This window comes from Caballeronia eucalypticola, from assembly GCF_047608185.1.
In the GTDB taxonomy this organism is placed as follows: Bacteria; Pseudomonadota; Gammaproteobacteria; order Burkholderiales; family Burkholderiaceae; genus Caballeronia.
The window spans coordinates 56,714-76,180 of the sequence record NZ_JBLKRU010000014.1 but is presented as its reverse complement, the minus strand read 5'-3'; the positions used below and the strand labels follow the sequence as shown (position 1 = coordinate 76,180).

Annotated in this window: 16 protein-coding genes and 2 pseudogenes; 11 read left to right on the top strand and 7 right to left on the bottom strand. The window is 59.9% G+C overall.

What is annotated here, in order from left to right:
* From pcaC to ACMX25_RS17835, 4 genes are all read left to right on the top strand, one after another.
* On the top strand, positions 1–387 hold the full coding sequence (gene pcaC / locus ACMX25_RS17850; RefSeq protein WP_414951374.1) for a 4-carboxymuconolactone decarboxylase: 387 nt from the start codon (positions 1–3) through the stop codon (positions 385–387).
* A 576-nt stretch (positions 388–963) separates the two neighbouring features.
* Entirely contained in the window at positions 964–1,221 is a 258-nt protein-coding gene (locus ACMX25_RS17845; RefSeq protein ID WP_414951372.1) for a hypothetical protein, read from the top strand.
* Positions 1,218–3,551: a YadA family autotransporter adhesin gene (locus tag ACMX25_RS17840; protein WP_414951370.1), complete on the top strand. Its 2,334-nt coding sequence runs from the start codon at positions 1,218–1,220 to the stop codon at positions 3,549–3,551. Before ACMX25_RS17845 ends, ACMX25_RS17840 begins: the two co-directional genes overlap by 4 nt.
* 92 nt (positions 3,552–3,643) lie before the next feature.
* Positions 3,644–3,982: a hypothetical protein gene (locus ACMX25_RS17835; protein ID WP_414951368.1), complete on the top strand. Its 339-nt coding sequence runs from the start codon at positions 3,644–3,646 to the stop codon at positions 3,980–3,982.
* Positions 3,983–4,111: 129 nt separating this feature from the next.
* Here ACMX25_RS17835 and ACMX25_RS17830 read toward each other — a convergent pair.
* Positions 4,112–5,422, bottom strand: a pseudogene (locus ACMX25_RS17830) (DUF3443 domain-containing protein).
* 8 nt (positions 5,423–5,430) lie between these two features.
* On the bottom strand, positions 5,431–5,925 hold the full coding sequence (locus ACMX25_RS17825; RefSeq protein WP_414951367.1) for a DUF2844 domain-containing protein: 495 nt from the start codon (positions 5,923–5,925) through the stop codon (positions 5,431–5,433).
* A 509-nt stretch (positions 5,926–6,434) separates the two neighbouring features.
* On the opposite strand from ACMX25_RS17825, the gene bamC reads away from it, so the two are divergent.
* A complete protein-coding gene (gene bamC, locus ACMX25_RS17820; protein WP_414951366.1) occupies positions 6,435–7,646 on the top strand; it encodes an outer membrane protein assembly factor BamC in 1,212 nt (403 codons plus the stop codon).
* A 668-nt stretch (positions 7,647–8,314) separates the two neighbouring features.
* On the top strand, positions 8,315–8,602 hold the full coding sequence (locus ACMX25_RS17815; RefSeq protein WP_414951364.1) for a putative quinol monooxygenase: 288 nt from the start codon (positions 8,315–8,317) through the stop codon (positions 8,600–8,602).
* Positions 8,603–8,682: 80 nt separating this feature from the next.
* Here ACMX25_RS17815 and ACMX25_RS17810 read toward each other — a convergent pair whose 3' ends face one another.
* From ACMX25_RS17810 to ACMX25_RS17800, 3 genes are all read right to left on the bottom strand, one after another.
* Positions 8,683–8,946 (bottom strand): hypothetical protein, encoded by a 264-nt coding sequence (locus tag ACMX25_RS17810; RefSeq protein ID WP_031358965.1) that lies wholly within the window; start codon positions 8,944–8,946, stop codon positions 8,683–8,685.
* 240 nt (positions 8,947–9,186) lie between these two features.
* Positions 9,187–9,423, bottom strand: a complete 237-nt coding sequence (locus tag ACMX25_RS17805) for a hypothetical protein (RefSeq protein ID WP_414951362.1) — start codon at positions 9,421–9,423, stop codon at positions 9,187–9,189.
* Between the two features lie 295 nt (positions 9,424–9,718).
* A complete protein-coding gene (locus tag ACMX25_RS17800) occupies positions 9,719–10,507 on the bottom strand; it encodes a YdcF family protein (RefSeq protein WP_414951360.1) in 789 nt (262 codons plus the stop codon).
* A gap of 244 nt (positions 10,508–10,751) precedes the next feature.
* Between ACMX25_RS17800 and ACMX25_RS17795 the strand changes: the two genes are divergently transcribed.
* Positions 10,752–11,066, top strand: a complete 315-nt coding sequence (locus ACMX25_RS17795) for a hypothetical protein (protein ID WP_414951358.1) — start codon at positions 10,752–10,754, stop codon at positions 11,064–11,066.
* Between the two features lie 370 nt (positions 11,067–11,436).
* On the opposite strand, the gene ACMX25_RS17790 is transcribed toward ACMX25_RS17795, so the two are convergent.
* Positions 11,437–11,697, bottom strand: coding sequence for a hypothetical protein (locus ACMX25_RS17790; RefSeq protein WP_414951357.1), 261 nt, complete (start codon positions 11,695–11,697; stop codon positions 11,437–11,439).
* A gap of 443 nt (positions 11,698–12,140) precedes the next feature.
* Positions 12,141–12,536, bottom strand: a pseudogene (locus tag ACMX25_RS17785) (transposase); the annotation flags it as partial.
* Positions 12,537–12,948: 412 nt separating this feature from the next.
* On the opposite strand from ACMX25_RS17785, the gene ACMX25_RS17780 reads away from it, so the two are divergent.
* The 4 genes from ACMX25_RS17780 to rluB all read left to right on the top strand — a co-directional run bounded on the left by ACMX25_RS17780 (position 12,949) and on the right by rluB (position 19,082).
* Entirely contained in the window at positions 12,949–13,863 is a 915-nt protein-coding gene (locus tag ACMX25_RS17780) for a LysR family transcriptional regulator (RefSeq protein WP_414951355.1), read from the top strand.
* A gap of 182 nt (positions 13,864–14,045) precedes the next feature.
* Positions 14,046–15,323, top strand: coding sequence for a pyridoxal phosphate-dependent aminotransferase (locus tag ACMX25_RS17775; RefSeq protein WP_414951353.1), 1,278 nt, complete (start codon positions 14,046–14,048; stop codon positions 15,321–15,323).
* 434 nt (positions 15,324–15,757) lie between these two features.
* Positions 15,758–17,011, top strand: coding sequence for an SMC-Scp complex subunit ScpB (gene scpB, locus ACMX25_RS17770; protein ID WP_414951351.1), 1,254 nt, complete (start codon positions 15,758–15,760; stop codon positions 17,009–17,011).
* A 100-nt stretch (positions 17,012–17,111) separates the two neighbouring features.
* Positions 17,112–19,082 carry a 23S rRNA pseudouridine(2605) synthase RluB gene (gene rluB, locus ACMX25_RS17765; RefSeq protein WP_414951349.1) on the top strand — a complete coding sequence of 657 codons (1,971 nt, stop codon included), beginning with the start codon at positions 17,112–17,114 and terminating at the stop codon, positions 19,080–19,082.
* Positions 19,083–19,467: the final 385 nt, after the last annotated feature.

Sequence of the window (19,467 nt, the reverse complement as noted above, 5' to 3'; positions counted from 1 at the left end):
ATGACTGAAGACGAACGTTACGAAGCGGGATTGAACGTACGCCGCGAGGTGCTTGGCGATGCGCATGTCACGCGCTCGCTCGAGAACCGCACGGATCTCACGACCGAATTCCAGAACCTGATTACGCGCTACGCATGGGGCGACATCTGGACACGTCCCGGTTTGCCGCGCCATACCCGCAGCCTCTTGACCATTTCGATGATGGTCGCGCTCAACCGCAGCGAAGAACTCGCGCTGCATTTGCGGGCGGCAAAAAACAACGGCGTCACACGCGACGAGATCAAAGAGGTGCTGCTGCAGACAGCGATTTATTGCGGTGTTCCGGCAGCGAATTCGGCGTTTCATCTGGCACAAAAAATCTTTGACGAGGACGATCGCGCGGCGTAGCGATCGTCCTGACGGACAAACGAAATTCAGGAGCAAGGCGGAGACAAGCATGGGCTCGCTGAGCGCCATGCTCAATGTGTGACGGTTCATAAGACGATGGTTGGGTGTTGTTTGATCAGGACGGCGGCGTGGTGAACCACGCCGCCGTCTTTGCATTTGGGGTAGCGGGGTTGACGCCCGCTCACTCACTTCACCTAGCAAATTAACGTATTCAGGATACGTGCGAGAGGTCGATCCTGGATATCTCATCTTGACCACCACATCAAAATAAGCACAAATACCGCACACTGAAGACTCGAAACCCCTATCGAATGGCCTATCTCCCATCGTTTTATGAGTTTGCTGATAGGGGAAATTTATCTTGACCTGTCACAGTGGCACACGAGCGTGCTAGCGGCTTTCCGCCTGACAGGAACCGCACTGAGACCGTCTGCTGGCTACCGAAGCAATTCGATGGCTGTGTGCATTCCTGCGCACGCTCAAAGTCGCTGGTCCCGATCGATCGACTATCCGGGACCCGATGCCAATGATTCCGAGGGCGCGTCCGCGTGTCTAAGACCTGAGTGAGCAAAAAAAATGAACAAGACGCAGCGCGTGGTAGTGAAGAAACAAAATGAAGTGTCGGTCGACTTGTGTGTGGCTAGCTTATCCGGTGTTTCGAAGATCGCTTGCTCCAGCCGGCGAACGAGAATGGGCGCCGCGGTATTCCTGGCGCTTGCCCCCGTTTCCTTGATGTTGATGCCGCAAGTATCGAGGGCTGTGCTTGTCGATAACCTGGCGAAGGTTCGAACGAACGCGCTCGGGTCTATTCATCGCAAGTACGCGAGGCATTGAGCGCTGTTGCCCCACGCGCCTCCGGGTCGGGCAGTGAAGGTGCCGGCCGGCTTGCGGCGGTCCCGTTATACGGGTCCGGCCTTACACCGGATCAGTTGATCGTGTCCGGGACAATCGACGGCTCGACTCCTACCACCGCGGTCGGCACGAATGCGGTCGCAATGGGCGTGAACGCTCACGCGGCCGGGGATTATTCTGTTGCGGTGGGCTCTTACGTGAGCGCGACTGCGGGCTCGGCGGCGGTTGGAGTCAGGGTGTCATCAACGGGTAATGAATCAACTGCACTCGGCGTTCGCACAAGTGCATCTTCCGACCATGGACTTGCCATGGGCTGGCGCACAAGTGTTAGCACGGATGCCACGGATTCACTTGCAATTGGCTCGGCCACGCAGGTTTATTCCGCGGGCGCGGGAGGAATCGGCAAGGACAACTTCGTGGGCGGAGCGGGAACCTACGTAGTGGGAAACGGTAACAAGGCTTTTGGCGCAGATTCGTTCGTTCTTGGCAGCAATGTAACGGCAAGCGGAAATAACAGCGTCGTGCTCGGCGCGAACAGCGATGGTTCGTTAGCCAACGTGGTATCCGTGGGTAACGTTGGGTCGGAGCGGCGAATCGCGCACGCGGCGCCTGGGGTGAGTGCAACGGACGCGGTCAACGTGAGTCAACTAAAGGCGCTTGGTGCGACCACGAACGCACTGGGCACAATGACCAACGCCTTTGTGGCCTATGACGGTGTCGATAAAAATGTGATTACGCTGCGCGGAGCATTGCCGGGAACGCCGGGGCAGGCAGCCGCGCCTGCCGTGACGATCACGAACCTCAAGGCGGGCGCGTTGAGCACGCAGAGCAGCGACGCGGTCAACGGTGCCCAACTGAACGCGACCAATACAAACGTTCAAGACGTAGCTACCTCGCTCGCCACGCTGACTCGAGCGGAACCGTTGAAACTTGCGTACACGAGCGACACCAAATGGAATGTCGTGCTGGGTGGAACCGGCGGCACTGTCCTCTCGAACCTGAAGGCGGGCGTGGCGGATCAGGACGCGGTGAATGTCGCTCAACTGAAGGACGCCGGGTTGATCAATTCGAAGGGCAATACGCTTTCGGCCATCACCTATGACACTAACGCGGATGGCGCGATTAATCGAAGCAGCGTGACGCTAGGTGGTTCGGACGCTGTGTCGCCCGTCGCATTGCACAACGTGGCGGCTGGCGCCGTAAAAGCAGGCAGTACGGACGCAATCAACGGTGACCAGTTGTTCCAGACAGCGCAACTTGTCGACGGTCTTCAGAATGGCGCCGCGCTCAAATATTTTGTATCGAACACAACGCTTGCCGCAGCAACCGCAAGCGGCCTCAACGCCACTGCGATCGGGGGTAACGCACAAGCCGTTGCCGGTAACACGGTTGCCATCGGCGCGAACTCGGTGGCGGATCGCGTAAACAGCGTGTCGGTGGGCGCATCGGGCAACGAGCGGCAGATTACCAATGTGCAGGCGGGCACGGCCGACACCGACGCGGTCAACGTCGGGCAGCTGAAGAGCGCAGGTCTGGTCGACCAGACTGGCAAGGCAGTCACCGCACTCTCCTATGACAAGAACGCAAGCGGCGCGACGGATTTCAGCAATGTCACGCTCGGACAGGGCATTGCAGGCGGCACCACAATCCATAACGTGGCGGCAGGGACGCTCGCTACCGACGCCGTGAACCTGGCTCAGTTGAACGATATCGTCACTCATGTCAGCAACTTCGTGACATCGAGCAGCGCGCTTTACAGCGCTGCCGGAGATACATCAACCGAAGCGGCCACTGCGAGCGGCACTCATGCCGTCGCAATGGGGGCGAACGCGACAGCCAGCGCGGCCAATTCGGTGGCGCTGGGGGCGGGCTCGCTGGCGGATCGTGCGTCGTCGGTATCGGTGGGAGCGGTGGGCAACGAACGGCAGATTACGAATGTTGCGGCCGGTACGTTGGCAACGGACGCTGTCAACCTCAGCCAATTGAACCAGTCGGCCAGTTCTACGCTCAGTCAGGCCAATAGCTATACCGATCAGCGCTTCAACAATACCGACCAACAAATTCGCGACCTCGATCGCAACACGCGCAAGGGGATTGCGTCTGCGTCGGCGCTCAACGTCGTGACGCCGTACCTGCCGGGGCGAACGACGTTGAATGCAGGCGTCGCAGCTTATCGCGGGCAGGCGGCGATGGGCATTGGTGTTTCGCGCTGGAATGACAAGGGCAATATCAATTTCAATGGCGGAGTGTCGTCGTCGGGTGGCAACAGCACCATCGTGCGTGCGGGCGTGGGTTACGTGTTCGGCAGTTGACCCGCGTAGCGAATTGAACTTTGCCGCCGTCACGGGCGGTACGCACAGCCAGTCCACGGAGCTTGATGCCCCGGATGTCACCGGGTCGAACCATGAAAAACATTATCCTCGCCGCCGCCTGCGTTTATACGCTGGCGGGTTGCGCCAACACGGAACTGCGTGACAGTCTGGGCATCCAGGACCCTACCGTTCTGCAAACGGGGTTCGGCACCCAGCAAAGCACGCAAGCGGGTGCGGCCGTGCAGCCTTGGGGCAGCGTCTATGGGCGAATCGATAAACCTCGAGAGGCGCTGGACCTACTGCAAGCACGACTGGACCAGCTGGATCAACGCAAGGACAACTATTTTGGCTACAGAGATCAATGCTGGATCGATGTGGCAAAAAGCGAGATCGATGCGAGAGATCGTTGGAAGCGGGGCTGTTGCGGGTAACACAGCACATGCATGTTCGCGAGCACCCGGAACCGGGAGAGTTCGAGCACGCGCGAATCGTGACGAAGCCTTCAACGTTTGCCGCGGCAGCTCGCTGATCAGGAGCCGTCGCGGCACATTGCTTAGGGCCTAGAACGCATAGTAAGGACCATTGCCCGCGGGTGTCACACTCGCTTCGATAGCCGTAAAGATCCGTCTCCCGAAGAAGAAGGGCAGACCCCAGTCGAAATAGTTGCTTGCCGGTCCCGCCAGATTGCCGAGCGCGTTGTTGCCGCTTGCGAATAGCGACGTCGCGTTTCCTATGGTGAACGTTACGTTGCTTGTCGCGCCATTGATGCCGGCAACGGTTGCAGCCAGACTTTGCACGGCGGTTGGACAGAACCAGAAGCCTCATGTTGGCGCGGAACTCAGTGCGAAGAACAAGCCGTTCGAGCCGCTGTCGATGAAGCTCGTGCTGTAGGTTTGTCCTTGAAATGCTGTCGAAACAAACCCTGTCGTCGAGTTACTCGGGAGGACCTGAGCGCTGCCAAGTAGATTGTTCGACTGTGAGCCGATTCCGAACGTCATGGTGCCGGTAACGCTCGCTGCTCCGGTAGCGGCGACGGCGGGAAGGTCGATGACAATACCATTGTTGTCGGTGGCGAATCGGCTGATCGGATTGGTCACCTGCTGTGCAACCGGTAGCGCAGTTGCCACGCACGTGCTCGTTGAGCAGCTGTAGTACCAGCGTGGCAGCGCGGTCGTGGCGCAGCCGCCGCCGCAGTCGGCGCTGAACGGGCCTACGCCGAGAATACCGTTGCTGCGCAGAGCGGTAGCGGTCAGCATCGGCAGGCCCGAGTTACCGCAGTCCGTGGGCACAGCCGGAACAACCGGGTCCGCAATGACCTGGATCGATGTCGCCGCTGGTACCTCACCGGCCAGATGCACGTCGGCAGTGCGGACCGAGCCCCATGTGTAGCCCGATCCGAATACGGTGCAGCTTGCCGCCGTTGCACCCGTGCTGGTCGTCACGGAGGGTAGCGCCAAAGATGGCAAGAGCGCGGAAGCAAGAATGCGTAATCCTTGCGATCCCGTGTCCACCTGAATATTGTCGATCGTCTGGCACGTGCTTGTTCTCGGAACGCAGATCGTCACGCTGGTTTGCAGCATGTTGCGCGTACCGGTCGCGATTTGCGCGACGGTAATGGGCTGCACGTTCGGTGTGGTCGATTGAGTCACCGTGTTGGCTGGCGCGATAAGTTCGGATGGAGCTGCGACAACAGGGGCGCTGGCAGCGGAAGCGCCGCTAGACGCGAGCGGAGCGCTTGCGGCCGCCGGGGAACTTGCCGCGGGTGCTGCGCCGCCGGTTGAACCATTACCGCCACTGCCGCCGCCGCAGCCGGCTATCGTGACGCTAGCGGCAACAATCGCCGTGATAAGTACGCAAGTCAGGTTTCGCATGATTTCCCCTATTCAATGTCTGCTGCCGTGACGCCGGCCGGCAACGCGCTGGGAAGCCACGCACGTCCGCTGAAATCGCGCAGGCGCACTGCCGTTTCCACCATGAGATCGCTGCTGTTTCCCCGCGATGAGTGCAGCCCACTTACGTTCGGTAACGCAGCGCTTGCTTCTTGCCTATACCGATCGAACCAGTTGCCGAGCAGCGCTGCGACATCGGGCATGGCCGGGCCGTCCCAACTGACGGCATAGACCTGGCCCGAGGAAGATACGTACTGGCGCATGCGAATCTGATTGGCGTCGGTCGATTCCTGCCAGCGCGCTGCGCTGTTCTCGGCCTGATGCAATACCTGGGCAGTGCCATCCGCTGCGTTGGACGAACTTGCTGTACCCGATGCCGCGATCGCGACGGTGCTACCAAGTTGTGCATGCGCCGATCCGCTTGCCGCGATCAACAGTGCGGCAGCGGTTGCCCGAAGAGGGGCGAGGGACTCGAAGTGAGGCATGGTGTTACTCCGTTCTCATGGCCGTTCTTGTTATCGAGAACTAATTTTAGGATAGATATGCTTTAAAAAAACGAGATAGGAATTGTCTTGTAGGGCCTTTGAAAACGCCTCGAAAATTAGTTAAAAGTGCTTATTAAACAATGTGTTGGTTGCTAAAAATAGACTAGGACAAAGCAAGAGTAAATGTCATAAATTGTCTTCGCGGTCATCGAAGCTGCGATTTATGAGATGAAAAGTGGGTTTTGGCGGGCGAGAAAATGAAGCCGGAAAGCGAGGGGGAAATGGATGCAGGTAAGTCTGCAAGCGTGGCCTGATTCGTCTATCCAGACGTGCAATACCAGCGCGAATTTCCCTGCTTGAAATTCATGCAAGGGAGGCGTTCCCCGGGCCGCGTCGTCCAGGTATTACGACGTCGGGGGCACTGTTTTTGCACGGCGACGCGCGGGACCGGTAAAATGCTTGGTTGATCCACGGAAAACGCCGTGGCGTAGCGGAAGGATTTCCCAAACATGACAGATTTTCGTGTGAACAAGCCGGCTTTGAAGGTCGCGGCCCTCTTGATGGTGGGAGGCCTTGTTGCCGGATGCGGTACGTCGTCTCCCGATGCAATCAATTACAAGAGCGATGGCCGCGCAAAACAGGCATCGCTCGCGGTCCCGCCCAATCTGCTCGACGAAACGGGGGATCAGCGTTCGTTACCGCCTCAAGGCGGGCAGGCTTCGCTTTCGGACCTCCAGCAGGTGCAGAAGGCCGCGCCGAGCGCGCCCACGGTCATCCCGCCCGTCTCTGGCATGCATATTCAGCGTGACGGCACGGAGCGCTGGCTGGTTATCGACGCCAAGGCGCCGGAGCAGGTCTGGCCGCAGATTCGCCGTTTCTGGCAGGAACAGGGCTTTCTGCTTGTCGTGGACGCGCGCGCCAAGGGCGTCATGGAAACGGACTGGAACGAAACCCACCCGGCGATCTCAGACGGGCTGATCCGCAACACGCTGACAATAGCAACGGGCAACTCGTACGTTGCAGCCGAACGCAACAAGTACCGCACTCGCCTCGAGGCCGCACCGAACGGCGGCACGTACGTGTTCATCAGCCAGAAGGGCATGCGTGAAGCGCTGACGGGAACCAACAACGATCAAAGCCAGTGGCAGGCCAAGCCGAACGACCCCGCCCTGGAAGGTGAATACCTGAAGCGCTTGATGGCGAACCTCGCACTGGCCGACGCGCGCCAGGCTAGCGGTCAGACCGGCGCCACCGACGCTGCCATGGCAGCGGCCGCGGCAGGGAGCTCACCCACGGCCACCACGTCAGCGCAGAGAGCGGCACAGAACGTTGCGCTCTCGGCACAGACGCCGATCAAGGAAGACGTGGTGCCTGAAGCAAATTCGGTTGAGCTCAACTTGCCGGAACCCTACGATCGCGCATGGCTGCGCGTCGGTCTGGCGCTCGACCGGACGAACTTCACTGTCGATGACCGGGATCGTGGCCGTGGTATTTATTTCGTCCGGTATGTCGACCCGAAGGACTTGACGTCGGCGGAGCAGGGCTTCTGGAGCCAGGTGTTCCACGGTAAGAAAGAGAAGCTACCCAAGAACTACGAGATCAACGTGCGGGCGCTGACAGAGACGCAGACGCGTGTGTCGATCATCGACAGCAAGGGTGACGTCGATTCCTCGCCGCAAGCACGTCAGATCATGGGCTTGCTCGACGACCAATTGCGTTGAGGCAAACTGCAGTGACCTTCTGCAAACGTGGTTCACGTGGCTGATTTAGCAAATTGAATCAATAAGCGTAATCAGTGGGCAGTAAGCGGAATGTCACAGAAAGACTGAGCGGAATGACCAAGTTCGCGACTAACCCGCCTGAAGTTCAGGCGGGTTTTTTTATACCTCTGAGTTTAGTTGAGGGTTTCGAAGATACCTTTTGCATTCGAATGCGCGGTAACGCGCGCGAGTGAATGCGACCGCTGCGTTACGCTTCGGGCGACAGACATCAGAGGGAAGTAGGCGAACCTTCATGATGGCGCTGTCACGTGACAGCCGATAGTGACGTGTTCGCATCAGGCGCTGTTTTTGGTTTTTTATGTGCGGGAAAGCTTATAGGAATCAACTGCATAGGGATTACATTGTATGTGTGGCATGTAATCTGCGTGGCGCCTGGACGAAGCTGCCTCCTGCTTCACGCAACCATACGTCACCCAATTTTCTTTCACGAATTGTGATCCGCTGGCCAAGCGGATCTCGATGGCCCCGTCGCCTATCCTCGTAGGGCGACGGCTTTTGCCCGCGCTCCCCAAAAGGGACGCGGGCTTTTTTCTTGTTGTTTCAAAAGTCGTTTCAGCGAGCGTGCAGTGTCGACGTTATGCTTGATCCTTTTAATCTGGAGTCAAGTCATGACAGAAATCGCCGTGGTCGCAACGTTCGTCGCCAAACCGGGTAACGAAGACAAGCTGAGGGAGGTCCTGCAGGGCATCGTGGCGCCTACGCGCAAAGAACCCGGAGCGCTGCAGTATGACCTGCATCGTGACATCAAGGAGCCACGCCGATTCGTATTCTACGAGCGCTGGCAGAGCGAGGCGGCGCTGGCTGAGCACAATCAAACACCGCACATTCAGGCGCTCGGCAAAACCCTGCCGGACCTGATTGAACACGGCGAAATCAACGTAGTGGCAAAGCTCTGAGCGCTTAAACAGGCCGCGCAAAAGTCACTGCGTCCGCGTAGCCATTTCTGACTGCCCGATCATCCAAACCGCATCAGCACTTAGTGAGTCTCGTGCGGTACGTCGAGGATCAGGATGATGGTCCAGTCGGCGTCGCCGTCATGATGATACTGACGCTCGGCCACGATAAACGGCTGTTGTTTGCCGTCCGGGCCGAGGAACAGCACATCGCCTTCCATAGGCAGGCATTCCACGGGCGGCAGCGCGAGATACGCGTCCTTGTCCTTTGCGTTGCGCGGCATCAGCTTTTCAATCTTGCGTGATGCTGCTTCGGTCCATTCGATATCCAGCTGGATGTTGCTCATACGATCCTCCGCACACGAGTGCGATTCAATTTTATCGACGCGGAATGTAGCATACGCCGCGCCGGTGAACGGATCGATTCCTGAAGGTTTCCTGAAGTCGTCGCAAACGTACAAAAGCCGGATACAACGCCTTGTGCGTCATATCCGGCTTTTTGGGGCGAGCGGTTCGTTGAATGGTTGGCAAACGGGTTCGCCAACCGCTAACGTTTGCGGGCCGTTGCGACGGTTAAACCTTATCGCTTATTCGGCCATGCCTTTCGAATGCTTCATGCCCTTCTTGTGATGCGTGGAGCCCTTGTGCATTGGCATGTCGCTCGGCATAGCCGATTGGCGCGATTGCAGGTCCTGCGCGCGCTGTTCGATATCCGAGATTTTGGCCGGATCCGTACTCATCGTGACGCCTTGATCGGACTGTGCGAATGCTGCACTGGTCATTGCGCTCAGGGAAAACAAGACTGCCAGGGACATTTTCTTCATTGTTACCTCCATAGACTCGTTGAACCCGGGTTGGCCTGTCCCGATTAGCGAGACATTACACGCTGCGAAGCAAATACCGATCCTGCTCGCGGATCGTTACATGTAGTTACAGTGCCGTCACATTTAAGCAATGACCCTGCGGTTTGACTCTAACAGAGCATCAGCCCGGCCAGTCGATTGACTGAGCCGGCGATAATACCGGCGAAGCGCATTGGTTTCTAGTACTGAATTTCGAGATGAGTAACGGTGTTGACACATGCCTCGCAATTCCAGCGGCTCGCAATCACGATGCGATTCAATATAGCCCCATGCGTCGGTACACACAAAAGCGTGCGATGCCAATCAGTTCATGCAGGGCAGTTTCCGCATCGACGAAACCGCGTAAGCGCGGAAAGAAGGTCGGCGTGGATTGCCGCACATTGCTGACGAAAACTTGCGTGTCGAGGCCAAAGGCATTGAAGGCGAGCAATGACCGGCGCATGTGATAAGCGGACGTAATCAGCACCAGGGTTTCATCGTGTTCCGGCTGCACGATGCTCGCAACGTTGCGCGCATTCTGGTACGTATTGAGGCTTTCGTTTTCGAGCACGAGGTCGCGCGCGCTTACGCCGCGAGCCAGCAGGAAGGGTCCATAGTTGTCGGCTTCAGCTTGATCGTGATGCTGCGGGTTGCCGCCACTTACGATCACCCTGCAAGCACCGCCCGCTCGACGGCAATCGCGATACAGCTCTGCTGTGACAACAATACGTGTGAACGGATCGCGTTTTGGAATCAGGTGGTTGTCGATGTCATAACGCGTGCCGCCGCCCATCAGGATAAAAGTCGTTCGCGATGCGAAATGCACCTGCTGTGGCGTCGATTTCTCCTCAAACCCGCGCTGTGCAAGGTGAAGCAGGGGTGCGGAAAGCCAACCTGCGCCCAGCGCCCAGAACAGCACGATGCAAACAAGCGCGACTGCACGCCGGTGTTGTCGCCAAACTGCGAACAGTGCAAAGAAAAGCAGCAATAAAGTTATAAGAACCAATTTGGTTTGAGGTAACGTATAGGTTTTCGAGATAATCCGCATCGTGGTCATCGCATTCATAGGAATGCATCGCCGGAACTGCGGAACGCGTTGTGTAGTGCGCGTTTAACGGGCGCTCGAAATTATAAGCAGCGGTAAGCAGAAATAAGCAGCACCTAGCGCAAGCGGCGGCTGCGAGTTCCGGTCAGGGGCCGCGAAGTTGGCGTCTTGACTGGTTTCGGGGCGTGCCGCGTTTAGTCGGTGCCGCTGGCAGTCAGTTACTGCCATGTGGCGTCGTCACGGCTGCACTGGAAGATATAACGAGATGACCACGTATTCAAACGAAGCCGTACTTGAAGCGCTCCGGCGAGCTCAGTATCGTCAAGTTCCGTGGGCAAGGCGCCCAAACGTTTTCAGCCATCTACGCGACCTGGGCCTGCTGGAACTGGTCCGGCAGCGCACCGTAGCGCCCGCTCCCGGTTTTCACGCCCCCGTGGACATTGCGGTAGTGACCGAGCGGGGCAAACTGGAGTTCTCCCGTCTCGCCCGTGACGAGCGTTCGATGGACTGGGATCTGCATCGCAATGCAGCGTATTCTCCGGCCGTCCTTCAGGAACCGTTGGCCGAAGCGCGCGCCTGAAGCCCTTCCAACTTTCGCAGTAAAGGGTTTAGCGTTTCAGCGCAGATCTAGTGGTCTTACGCCGGGCAAACGGTTGCGGCTGCAATAGCGCCATTTCTGCGTCGAATGGGTAATCTGTGAAAGCGGCCGACTCACGACATCGGTCAACCGCCGACAAAAAAAGCCCGTATCACGAGGATACGGGCTTACCGGATCTACTTCTGCCACGCTGTGCTCATGGCATAACGTCCGACTGACGCGATGAAGAAGGGTTCCCGGAAGAACCGCGATCGACACAAATAGGGTTTGAAGCCGCGCCATTCCGGCGGTCTTGCTCGCCTCATGACTCACCGCGCTTGAACTTACGCGGTTTCCTCAATGCGCAGTCTTCTCAATGCTTATGCGAGCGGCCTCCGCGATCCGGCTCGGGACGTGCGCGCGCATTGCTCGCGATATCGCCTCGCAAGTCCCCACGCGGCGCGGATTCGGTCAGCTCCGCACCACGCACCTGTTCCTTCCTCCAGTCCTGCAAGCTCACTTGTGTATTCGGGCGCAGCGCGAAGTTGCCCGCGGACGACTCCGCGTGCACTGTCAGCCCCGTACTCAGTGATGAAAGCACAATGCCGCACACGAGCAGTGACATTGGTTTCATGATCGAAACTCCCCTTCGAACCGATATTGGCTCGCTAGCTATAGGTTCCTAAGCTAAGCCAGCATGCGAAAGGATGCTGTAAATATTGGTAAAGAGTTGTTTCCCCGCGGCCCTGATTGGCTGCGACAAGCCGTCGGAGGTCGCACGTTCAAACGCTCCCGTGGAGCGCGACGTCACTGTGTGTGGAGGCCATGCACCCCATGCGCTCCCTTTCGATGAACGAAAGGCGAGCGCCTGCCGGCAACTTTTTGGCTGAGTAGAATGGCCTGCGAGCGCAGACCGTCGATTCATCACCCGAGGAGTTACATCGGGTGGAACCGGGATAAAACGCAGGAAACCTGCTCGCGGGTGCTTCGCGTAACTTTAGCGGTACACGCGGTCGTGCAGCGATCATCGATATAGCCCGAAGAACGTGCCGGTTACCGCGTTGTTCCAGGCTGTCAGGCCATCTTGACCGGCGCGCGCCACGATTCCGGATTCGTCCAGAATGCGCCACGCAGACGATCGCGGCTCGGCGGTGCAGGCGGCTTCGCAGCGGTGGAACCGATCCGGCCCCGCAACGACACCTCGCGACCGTTGTTGCCCAGCCGTTTCACGATCTCAGCAAGCGTACCGTCAGCTTGCCATTCGTCGAATCGTCGACGGCAAGTCGGCGGCGACGGATAGCGGCCCGGCAACTTCGACCAGCCTTCGCCCGTGGAGAGGACCCACAGGACGGCATTGACGACAGCGCGTGCTTCCACACGCGGACGACCGCGTCGTTCGCTGCGTGCCGGTTCTGCGCAAAACAAGGCCTCAACCAGCGCCCACTCGTTATCTCTTAGATCGTCGAACATCATGTTTCACCTCAGCGAAGCTAACCCCGGTGCGCTGCCCCGCGCCGCGCACTCTGGTCGGAATTCGAAGATCGAACCCAGGTAAGGTCGGAGCAAGCATTGCGACGGACGATTTGCGTTTAGAACTGCAATGGCGCCGACCTCTGCACAAGTAAATGCGAGAACCGTGCCATGCGTGTATCGATCGGTCGGAAAGCCTCGCGGCAGTAGGCTGGCGCGATGCCAGCATGGCCCGTATGAGACGCTATAAGTGCAGTTAATGAAATCGGGACAATCACCAATCAAGTGCAATAAGCCCATCCTGCGTGCGCGAATGCATTTTTGCTGCACCGCAGCGTGCCGCTCGATGAAACCGTTTTCTTAAGCGTGGCGATGTACAATCTGCATTTATGCAGTGGATTGATGAGGAAATGGTATGAGCCGGGCGCTCAATGTGACGTTGCGACAGCTGCGCGTGTTTATCGAAGTCGCCAAGCTGCAAAGCTTCAGCCGGGCCGGCGATGAAATCGGGCTGACGCAGTCGGCGGTAAGCCGTTGCGTGCGTGAGCTCGAGGGGGAAATCGGCCTGAAACTGGTCGATCGGACCACGCGCGAAGTGCAACTCACCGATGTCGGCGCGAATCTGGTGGGCAGCGTGTCACGGCTGTTGTCCGATCTCGATGAAGCGCTTCGCGAGATTTGCGATCTCGGCCAGCAACGGCGTGGACGGGTCATTGTCGCGGCCAGTCCGACGGTGGCCTGCCGTCTCATGCCGCTCGTCATCTCGTCTTGTGTTCGTGAATTTCCGCTGATTTCGCTGGGTTTGCGCGATGACCTCCAGAGCGACGTCATTCGCAAGGTCAAGTCTGGCGAAGTCGATTTTGGTGTGGCGATCGGTCCGTATGCCAATGACGACCTGTATGGGGAAGTTGTGATGACCGATTCGTTTTGTGCGGTTGTGCGAAGAGACCATGCTCTGGCGGCGGTGCGGGAAGTGCCGTGGGCCGCATTGTCCGGCGAACGCCTGGTCATGCTGGATCACGCCTCCGGAAGCCGTCCGATTATCGATGCCGTGCTCCGTGAACATCACGTTATCGCCGACGTGGTGCAGGAACTAGGTCATTCCGCTACGGTGTTCGGACTGGTGGAGGCGGGCGTGGGCATTAGCGTGCTGCCTTGGCTGGCGCTCCCATTGCCGGCGAATTCGTCGTTGGTCGCGTTGCCGCTGGTGCCGCGCGTCGAGCGAACCGTCGAACTGGTGCGACGGCGTGACCGTTCGTTGTCGCCTGCCGCCGAGTCGGTGTGGGGGCTGGTCGCCGGATTGGCAAAACGTGTGGAAGAACTGGCTTAGCCGATTGCTTGATCGCGTGAGGGCTAAATGTGCGGGCCGTTGTCGCGGGATTTCCTCGGCTTTTGCTCTATCGACCCGCCACCCAGCGCGCCAGAACTGGCCTGATGGCTAACGCGAGCGCCGTACAGCGCTTTTCGGAAGGCGTCGCGTTAGACTTTCGCTTTCCATCGGCGGAGGCGGCAATGAGCGAGTCAGAAGGGGCGGTTATCTCGGAACTTGGTGTGCTGACTAATGCACCCACCAGCGCAGCAGCAAGCGCACAGGCAGAAGGCGAACGTGCGCCGAATGCCCGTGACGCCGTCCGCGCGCTGCGCCCGTCGCAGATCCGAGAGGTCGCCAATGCAGGTTTCGGTGTCCCGGATGTATTGCCTTTCTGGTTTGGCGAGTCAGATCAGGTCACGCCGCAGTTCATCCGCGACGCCGCCAGCCGCGCGCTCGCCGATGGTGCAACCTTCTATACGCATAACCTGGGCATCGCGCCGCTGCGCGAGGCGCTTGCTGACTATGTCGGCAAGCTGCATAGCGCCACCCGGCCTGCTGAAATTGCGGTGACGAGCGCCGGGGTCAATGCACTGATGCTGGCAACGCAACTGGTCGCGGGCGCAGGTGACCGCGTGGTCGCGGTCACGCCGCTGTGGCCGAATCTGGTCGAAATCCCCAAAATTCTTGGTGCTACCGTGGAAACGGTCGCGTTGACCTATGGCTCGAACGGCTGGACGCTCGATCTCGACAAACTGCTGGCCGCTCTGACACCCGGCACGCGCATGTTGATGATCAACTCGCCGAACAATCCTACCGGTTGGGTCATGACACGCGAGCAGCAGCAGGCCGTGCTTGATCGATGCCGGCAACTCGGCATCTGGCTGATTGCAGACGAAGTCTACGAGCGCCTCTATTACGGCGATGACGCCACGGTCGCGCCTTCGTTCCTTGATCTGGCGACTCGCGACGAACGAGTGATAGCGGTGAATTCGTTTTCCAAAGCGTGGCTGATGACGGGCTGGCGGCTCGGCTGGATCGTGGCGCCTGAGCGCCTGATGGAGGATCTCGGCAAGCTGGTTGAGTACAACACGTCTTGCGCACCGTCGTTCGTCCAGATGGCCGGGATTACCGCGGTGAAGGAGGGCGAGCAATTTACGCAAGCATTGGTCGCCGACCTTCGGGCTAGCCGCGATTACCTCGTGACGGCACTGCAGCGGATTCCGGGTATCGACGTACGGGCGCCAGCCGGTTCCATGTACTTGTTCTTCAAACTGCCGGGTGCTGACCGCAGTCTCGAGTTGTGCAAGGCGCTCGTGCGCGAAAGCGCGCTCGGACTCGCTCCCGGAAGTGCGTTCGGTCCTGAAGGAGAGGGGTTTGTGCGCTGGTGCTACGCGTGCGATACCGCTCGCCTGGACGCCGGGGTCACACGTCTGCGAGCGTTCATGGAGGCAAACCCGGAGGCAAACGCGGCCGGGTAAATGACCAAGCTGGCGGCCAAACCGGTACGGAGTTGCACGCGGCGCGGCGCAATGGGCGAATAAACAGGGACAGGAAGCCAGGATTTCGGCTCCAGAAGGCCGCCGGACGTGAGTCTGGCGGCGACCTTATGTTTCACCTTTACGCATCGTTTGTTTTTGCGTAATATGCGTCCAGTCACGTGCTTCCGCCTTGGAAAGCGCTACTTCGTCCGGCTGGGAAAAGCTCGGCGATCAGGATCTGATCCCGTGTTTTGCCTCCCCCCCGGTGCGTGCTCCCAATCAATATGACCGATCAGAAATCGGGCGAGCGCGTCGTCAGTATCCTCGTCCACGGTTTTCCAGTCTGAACGTAGCGAATGGTTCGAGTAGTCGGCGTCATTCGATTCGGCCTGACTTGACCGGTTCATAGACCATACAGGGTCCTATCTAGCTGCATGAATACCCAAGAGGCGAAGATCGTCCTCGAGACTGCCTTGATCTGCGCGCAGGAGCCGCTGAAACTCGCCGAGTTGCGCAAGCTTTTCGCCGACGATATATCGGCAGACACAGTTCGCACCTTGCTCGACGCCCTGAAGCAGGATTGGTCAGGACGCGGCGTGGAGCTTGTGGCGCTGGCGTCCGGATGGCGGTTTCAGAGCAAACCTGCAATGCGGGCCTATCTCGATCGGCTACACCCGGAAAAGCCGCCCAAATATTCGCGAGCCGTACTTGAAACGCTCGCGATCATTGGTTACCGGCAACCTGTAACGCGCGGTGACATCGAAGAAATTCGCGGTGTCACGGTGAACACGCAGGTGGTAAAGCAACTGGAAGACCGCGGCTGGATCGAGGTGATCGGTCATCGCGACGTGCCGGGCCGGCCGGCGCTCTACGCCACCACCAAGCAGTTCCTGGATGACCTGGGCTTGAGCGCGCTAGACGAGCTGCCCGCACTCGACAACCCGTCGGCGCAATTGGAAGCGTCGCTGCTCGCGCAACATGCGATCGATTTCCCCGGCGACGACGCTGCCGCCATCGGCGCTGCGCTGGTGCAAGGGCTGGAATCGAAGGGCGGACCTGTTTTATTGCCGGACACATCGAACGCGGACGAACCGCCATTATCCGCGCTTTTGTCTGACGCTGACGTGACCACAACCGCGCCGGCTATCGCTGGCAGCGAGCCGAATGGCGAGCATGGAGTGGTTGTCGATGCTGCCGAAGCAGATACACCGGATACACCGAACACGAATGAAGCGCCCCAGTCGTCACATCCGCAGGAACCCGCGGCGGCTGAAGCAGTCCACGTTGCAGGCGAACCGTTTTTGCCTTCACATGCTCGCGCTGACGAGCCTGAGAACGAGGAGAACGCCGATGCGCGAACGAACGCCCCGGTGCAATTCAAACCGCAGCAAGCGGTGCCCCTGACCGGTTCGGAACCGCGCGAAGCGGCGACGGATATCGGGCAGGACTCAGTAAAAACAACGCCCGGCGACGCGGCCAACCGTCGCGAGGCGGTGCCGGTTGCCGGCGCATTGACAAGCGACGCTGCGCGACACGCATTACCGCACGCCGCAGATGAATCCGATGGCGCTGACAACGCGGATACACCGGATGCATCGAAGCTATTCGACGCATCGAATGCGCCGGACGAAGCAAACGAAACCGACGAATTCAACGCACCGGACGACCAGACTGCGCGCCGCGCCTGAGGCCTGTTTGCCCGAACCTTCATTCGGCTGCTAATCACCATCGGCCGGATTTTTTGACGCGCCTGCGACAGGCGCGCGACCCGACACAATTGAGGTTGTTTTGACACATTCCCACGACAGCGATTCGCCCGAATCCGAGCGCCCCGTTCGTGCCGATGAAGCACATGGCCAGGCCGATGCAGGCGAACGCACACGCAACGACGAACCCGCTGACGGCGAAGAACGACCGCGTCGCGGATTGCGGCGCGGGCCTCGCAGCCTGATTGCCCGCCGTCGCGCCGTCGCGAAGAACAAGGGTGCCGACGGTACGCTGTTACCGGCGCCGGCTGGCGTAATCGCTGAGACACCTCCGGATGGCGTGGTCGCGGCGCAGGTGCGCATGCCGCGCAAGGACGCAGGCTCGCGTGGACCGCGCAGCGGCGCAGGTAGCGCGGACGGCGCACGCACCGGGTCAGGTGGCAAGCCCCGCGTTCCGCGTGAAGGGCGCGAAGCTTCGGCTGAAGGCGCTCGCGAAGGCCAGCCGCCGCGTGAAGGTGGCCGTCGCCCGCCGCGGCAGGCTCAATCGGCTCAACCCGGACAAGGTCAAAAACGCGGTCGCCGCGATGACGCGGCAGCACCGGCTGTGTCGGCAGCCGCAACTGGTAGCGAAGACGATGTTTTCGCGTATGTGACATCGCCGGCCTTCGATGCCGACAACACCTCGGGCGACCTGCGCGCTCCGATGTTGCGCCGTGGCCGGCCCGCCCCGCAAAAACGCGTACTCGAAGCGGACGACGACACGCCGAAGCTGCACAAAGTGCTCGCCGAAGCAGGCATGGGCTCGCGCCGCGACATGGAAGAGCTGATCGTAGCCGGGCGGGTATCGGTGAATGGTGAGCCGGCGCATATCGGCCAGCGCATCATGCCGACCGACCAGGTTCGCATCAACGGCAAGCCGGTCAAGCGGAAGCTCGCGAGCAAACCGCCGCGCATCCTGCTGTATCACAAACCGACTGGCGAGATTGTCAGCCACGCCGATCCGGAAGGCCGTCCTTCGGTCTTCGACAATCTCCCGCCGATGAAAACAGCCAAATGGCTTGCGGTCGGGCGGCTCGACTTCAACACTGAAGGTTTGCTGCTGCTGACTACGTCTGGCGACCTGGCTAACCGATTCATGCACCCGCGTTACAGCGTCGAGCGTGAATACGCGGTGCGGGTGGTGGGCGAGTTGTCGGAAGGCATGCGTCAGAAACTCCTGCACGGCGTGGAGCTGGAAGATGGCCCGGCGAACTTCCTTCGTATCCGCGATGGCGGCGGCGAAGGCACGAATCATTGGTACCACGTGGCGCTTGCTGAAGGCCGCAACCGCGAAGTGCGCCGCATGTTCGAAGCCGCCGGCCTGATGGTAAGCCGGCTGATTCGTACCCGGCACGGCCCGATCGCTTTGCCTAAGGGCCTCAAACGCGGTCGTTGGGAAGAACTTGAAGACAACGAAGTGCGTGGTCTTCTCGCATCGGTCGGACTCAAGGCGCCGGCGGAAGAGCGGGGCGCGCGCAGCGCTGCACCGCGTATCCAGCCCGATCCGCTGCAAACGTCGATGGGCATCATCACGCGTGAGCCGGTGCTCAGTTCGCACGGCCGATTCGCCCAGACGACGCCTACACGCGGCGGTCCTGGCGGTCCAGGCGGAAGGCGCGGCGCACCGGGCGGGTTCGGTGGCGGTTCCAGTGGCGGTTATGCAGGCAACGGCGGCAGCGGCGGTGGCTACGGCGCGCGCGGCAGCAACGGCGGCCGGGAAGCAAACGGCAATCGTGCAGGCGGCGGCGAAGCGAATGGCAATCGCGCGATGCCGCGTCCAGGCGGTTCCGCCGGCGGCCCGCGCGGGAGTCGTCCGCCGGGTTCACCCGCGATGGGTAGTGGCAACGGCGCAGGTGGACGCTCGGCAAATGGCGGCGGCAAGCGCCCGGGCCAAGGCGGCCGCCAAGGTCAGGGTCCGGCCGGCGCCGGGCCGCAAGGTAACGGCGGTAACGCGGGCGGCGCAGGCCGCGGCGGTGCTCGCCCGGCACCGCGCAACCGGACGCGCGGTCGCTAAGAGTCAAACGTCGCGCCAACTCGCAGGTTTGCGTGGCACGGCATGTGACTAGGGTCGAAAGGCGGGCGACCAAATTGCCCGCCTGAGACGTCCCTTAAATTCAGCACGATGACTTTAGCCCCGGAGAAAGTCCGGTAAAAGCGTGATGAGTGCCTTCGATTTGCCTTGTAAATGGCCGTCAAATGGCTATATACAGGGCGCATTGGTTGCGTTTATCCCGAAAAATGGCTAAAATCACGAAGTCGCTGGGCATGGTGTTTGTTTCGCCGCCCGGATGTGATCTCGGTACAGAAGGATGGGCGTTGCGCCCATTTTTTTTTGGCCGTTCGGTTCAGCATCTTGGGGCAACGAAAGTGCGCCAGCTCAAGGCGCGGTCCGCAGGTGT

What these genes read in the sequence shown, in the direction of transcription:
- pcaC (WP_414951374.1), top strand. Translation starts at nt 1, where the DNA reads ATGACTGAAGACGAACGTTACGAAGCGGGATTGAACGTACGCCGCGAG.
- ACMX25_RS17845 (WP_414951372.1), top strand. Translation starts at nt 964, where the DNA reads ATGAACAAGACGCAGCGCGTGGTAGTGAAGAAACAAAATGAAGTGTCG.
- ACMX25_RS17835 (WP_414951368.1), top strand. Translation starts at nt 3,644, where the DNA reads ATGAAAAACATTATCCTCGCCGCCGCCTGCGTTTATACGCTGGCGGGT.
- ACMX25_RS17825 (WP_414951367.1), bottom strand. Translation starts at nt 5,925, where the DNA reads ATGCCTCACTTCGAGTCCCTCGCCCCTCTTCGGGCAACCGCTGCCGCA.
- bamC (WP_414951366.1), top strand. Translation starts at nt 6,435, where the DNA reads ATGACAGATTTTCGTGTGAACAAGCCGGCTTTGAAGGTCGCGGCCCTC.
- ACMX25_RS17815 (WP_414951364.1), top strand. Translation starts at nt 8,315, where the DNA reads ATGACAGAAATCGCCGTGGTCGCAACGTTCGTCGCCAAACCGGGTAAC.
- ACMX25_RS17810 (WP_031358965.1), bottom strand. Translation starts at nt 8,946, where the DNA reads ATGAGCAACATCCAGCTGGATATCGAATGGACCGAAGCAGCATCACGC.
- ACMX25_RS17805 (WP_414951362.1), bottom strand. Translation starts at nt 9,423, where the DNA reads ATGAAGAAAATGTCCCTGGCAGTCTTGTTTTCCCTGAGCGCAATGACC.
- ACMX25_RS17800 (WP_414951360.1), bottom strand. Translation starts at nt 10,507, where the DNA reads ATGAATGCGATGACCACGATGCGGATTATCTCGAAAACCTATACGTTA.
- ACMX25_RS17795 (WP_414951358.1), top strand. Translation starts at nt 10,752, where the DNA reads ATGACCACGTATTCAAACGAAGCCGTACTTGAAGCGCTCCGGCGAGCT.
- ACMX25_RS17790 (WP_414951357.1), bottom strand. Translation starts at nt 11,697, where the DNA reads ATGAAACCAATGTCACTGCTCGTGTGCGGCATTGTGCTTTCATCACTG.
- ACMX25_RS17780 (WP_414951355.1), top strand. Translation starts at nt 12,949, where the DNA reads ATGAGCCGGGCGCTCAATGTGACGTTGCGACAGCTGCGCGTGTTTATC.
- ACMX25_RS17775 (WP_414951353.1), top strand. Translation starts at nt 14,046, where the DNA reads ATGAGCGAGTCAGAAGGGGCGGTTATCTCGGAACTTGGTGTGCTGACT.
- scpB (WP_414951351.1), top strand. Translation starts at nt 15,758, where the DNA reads ATGAATACCCAAGAGGCGAAGATCGTCCTCGAGACTGCCTTGATCTGC.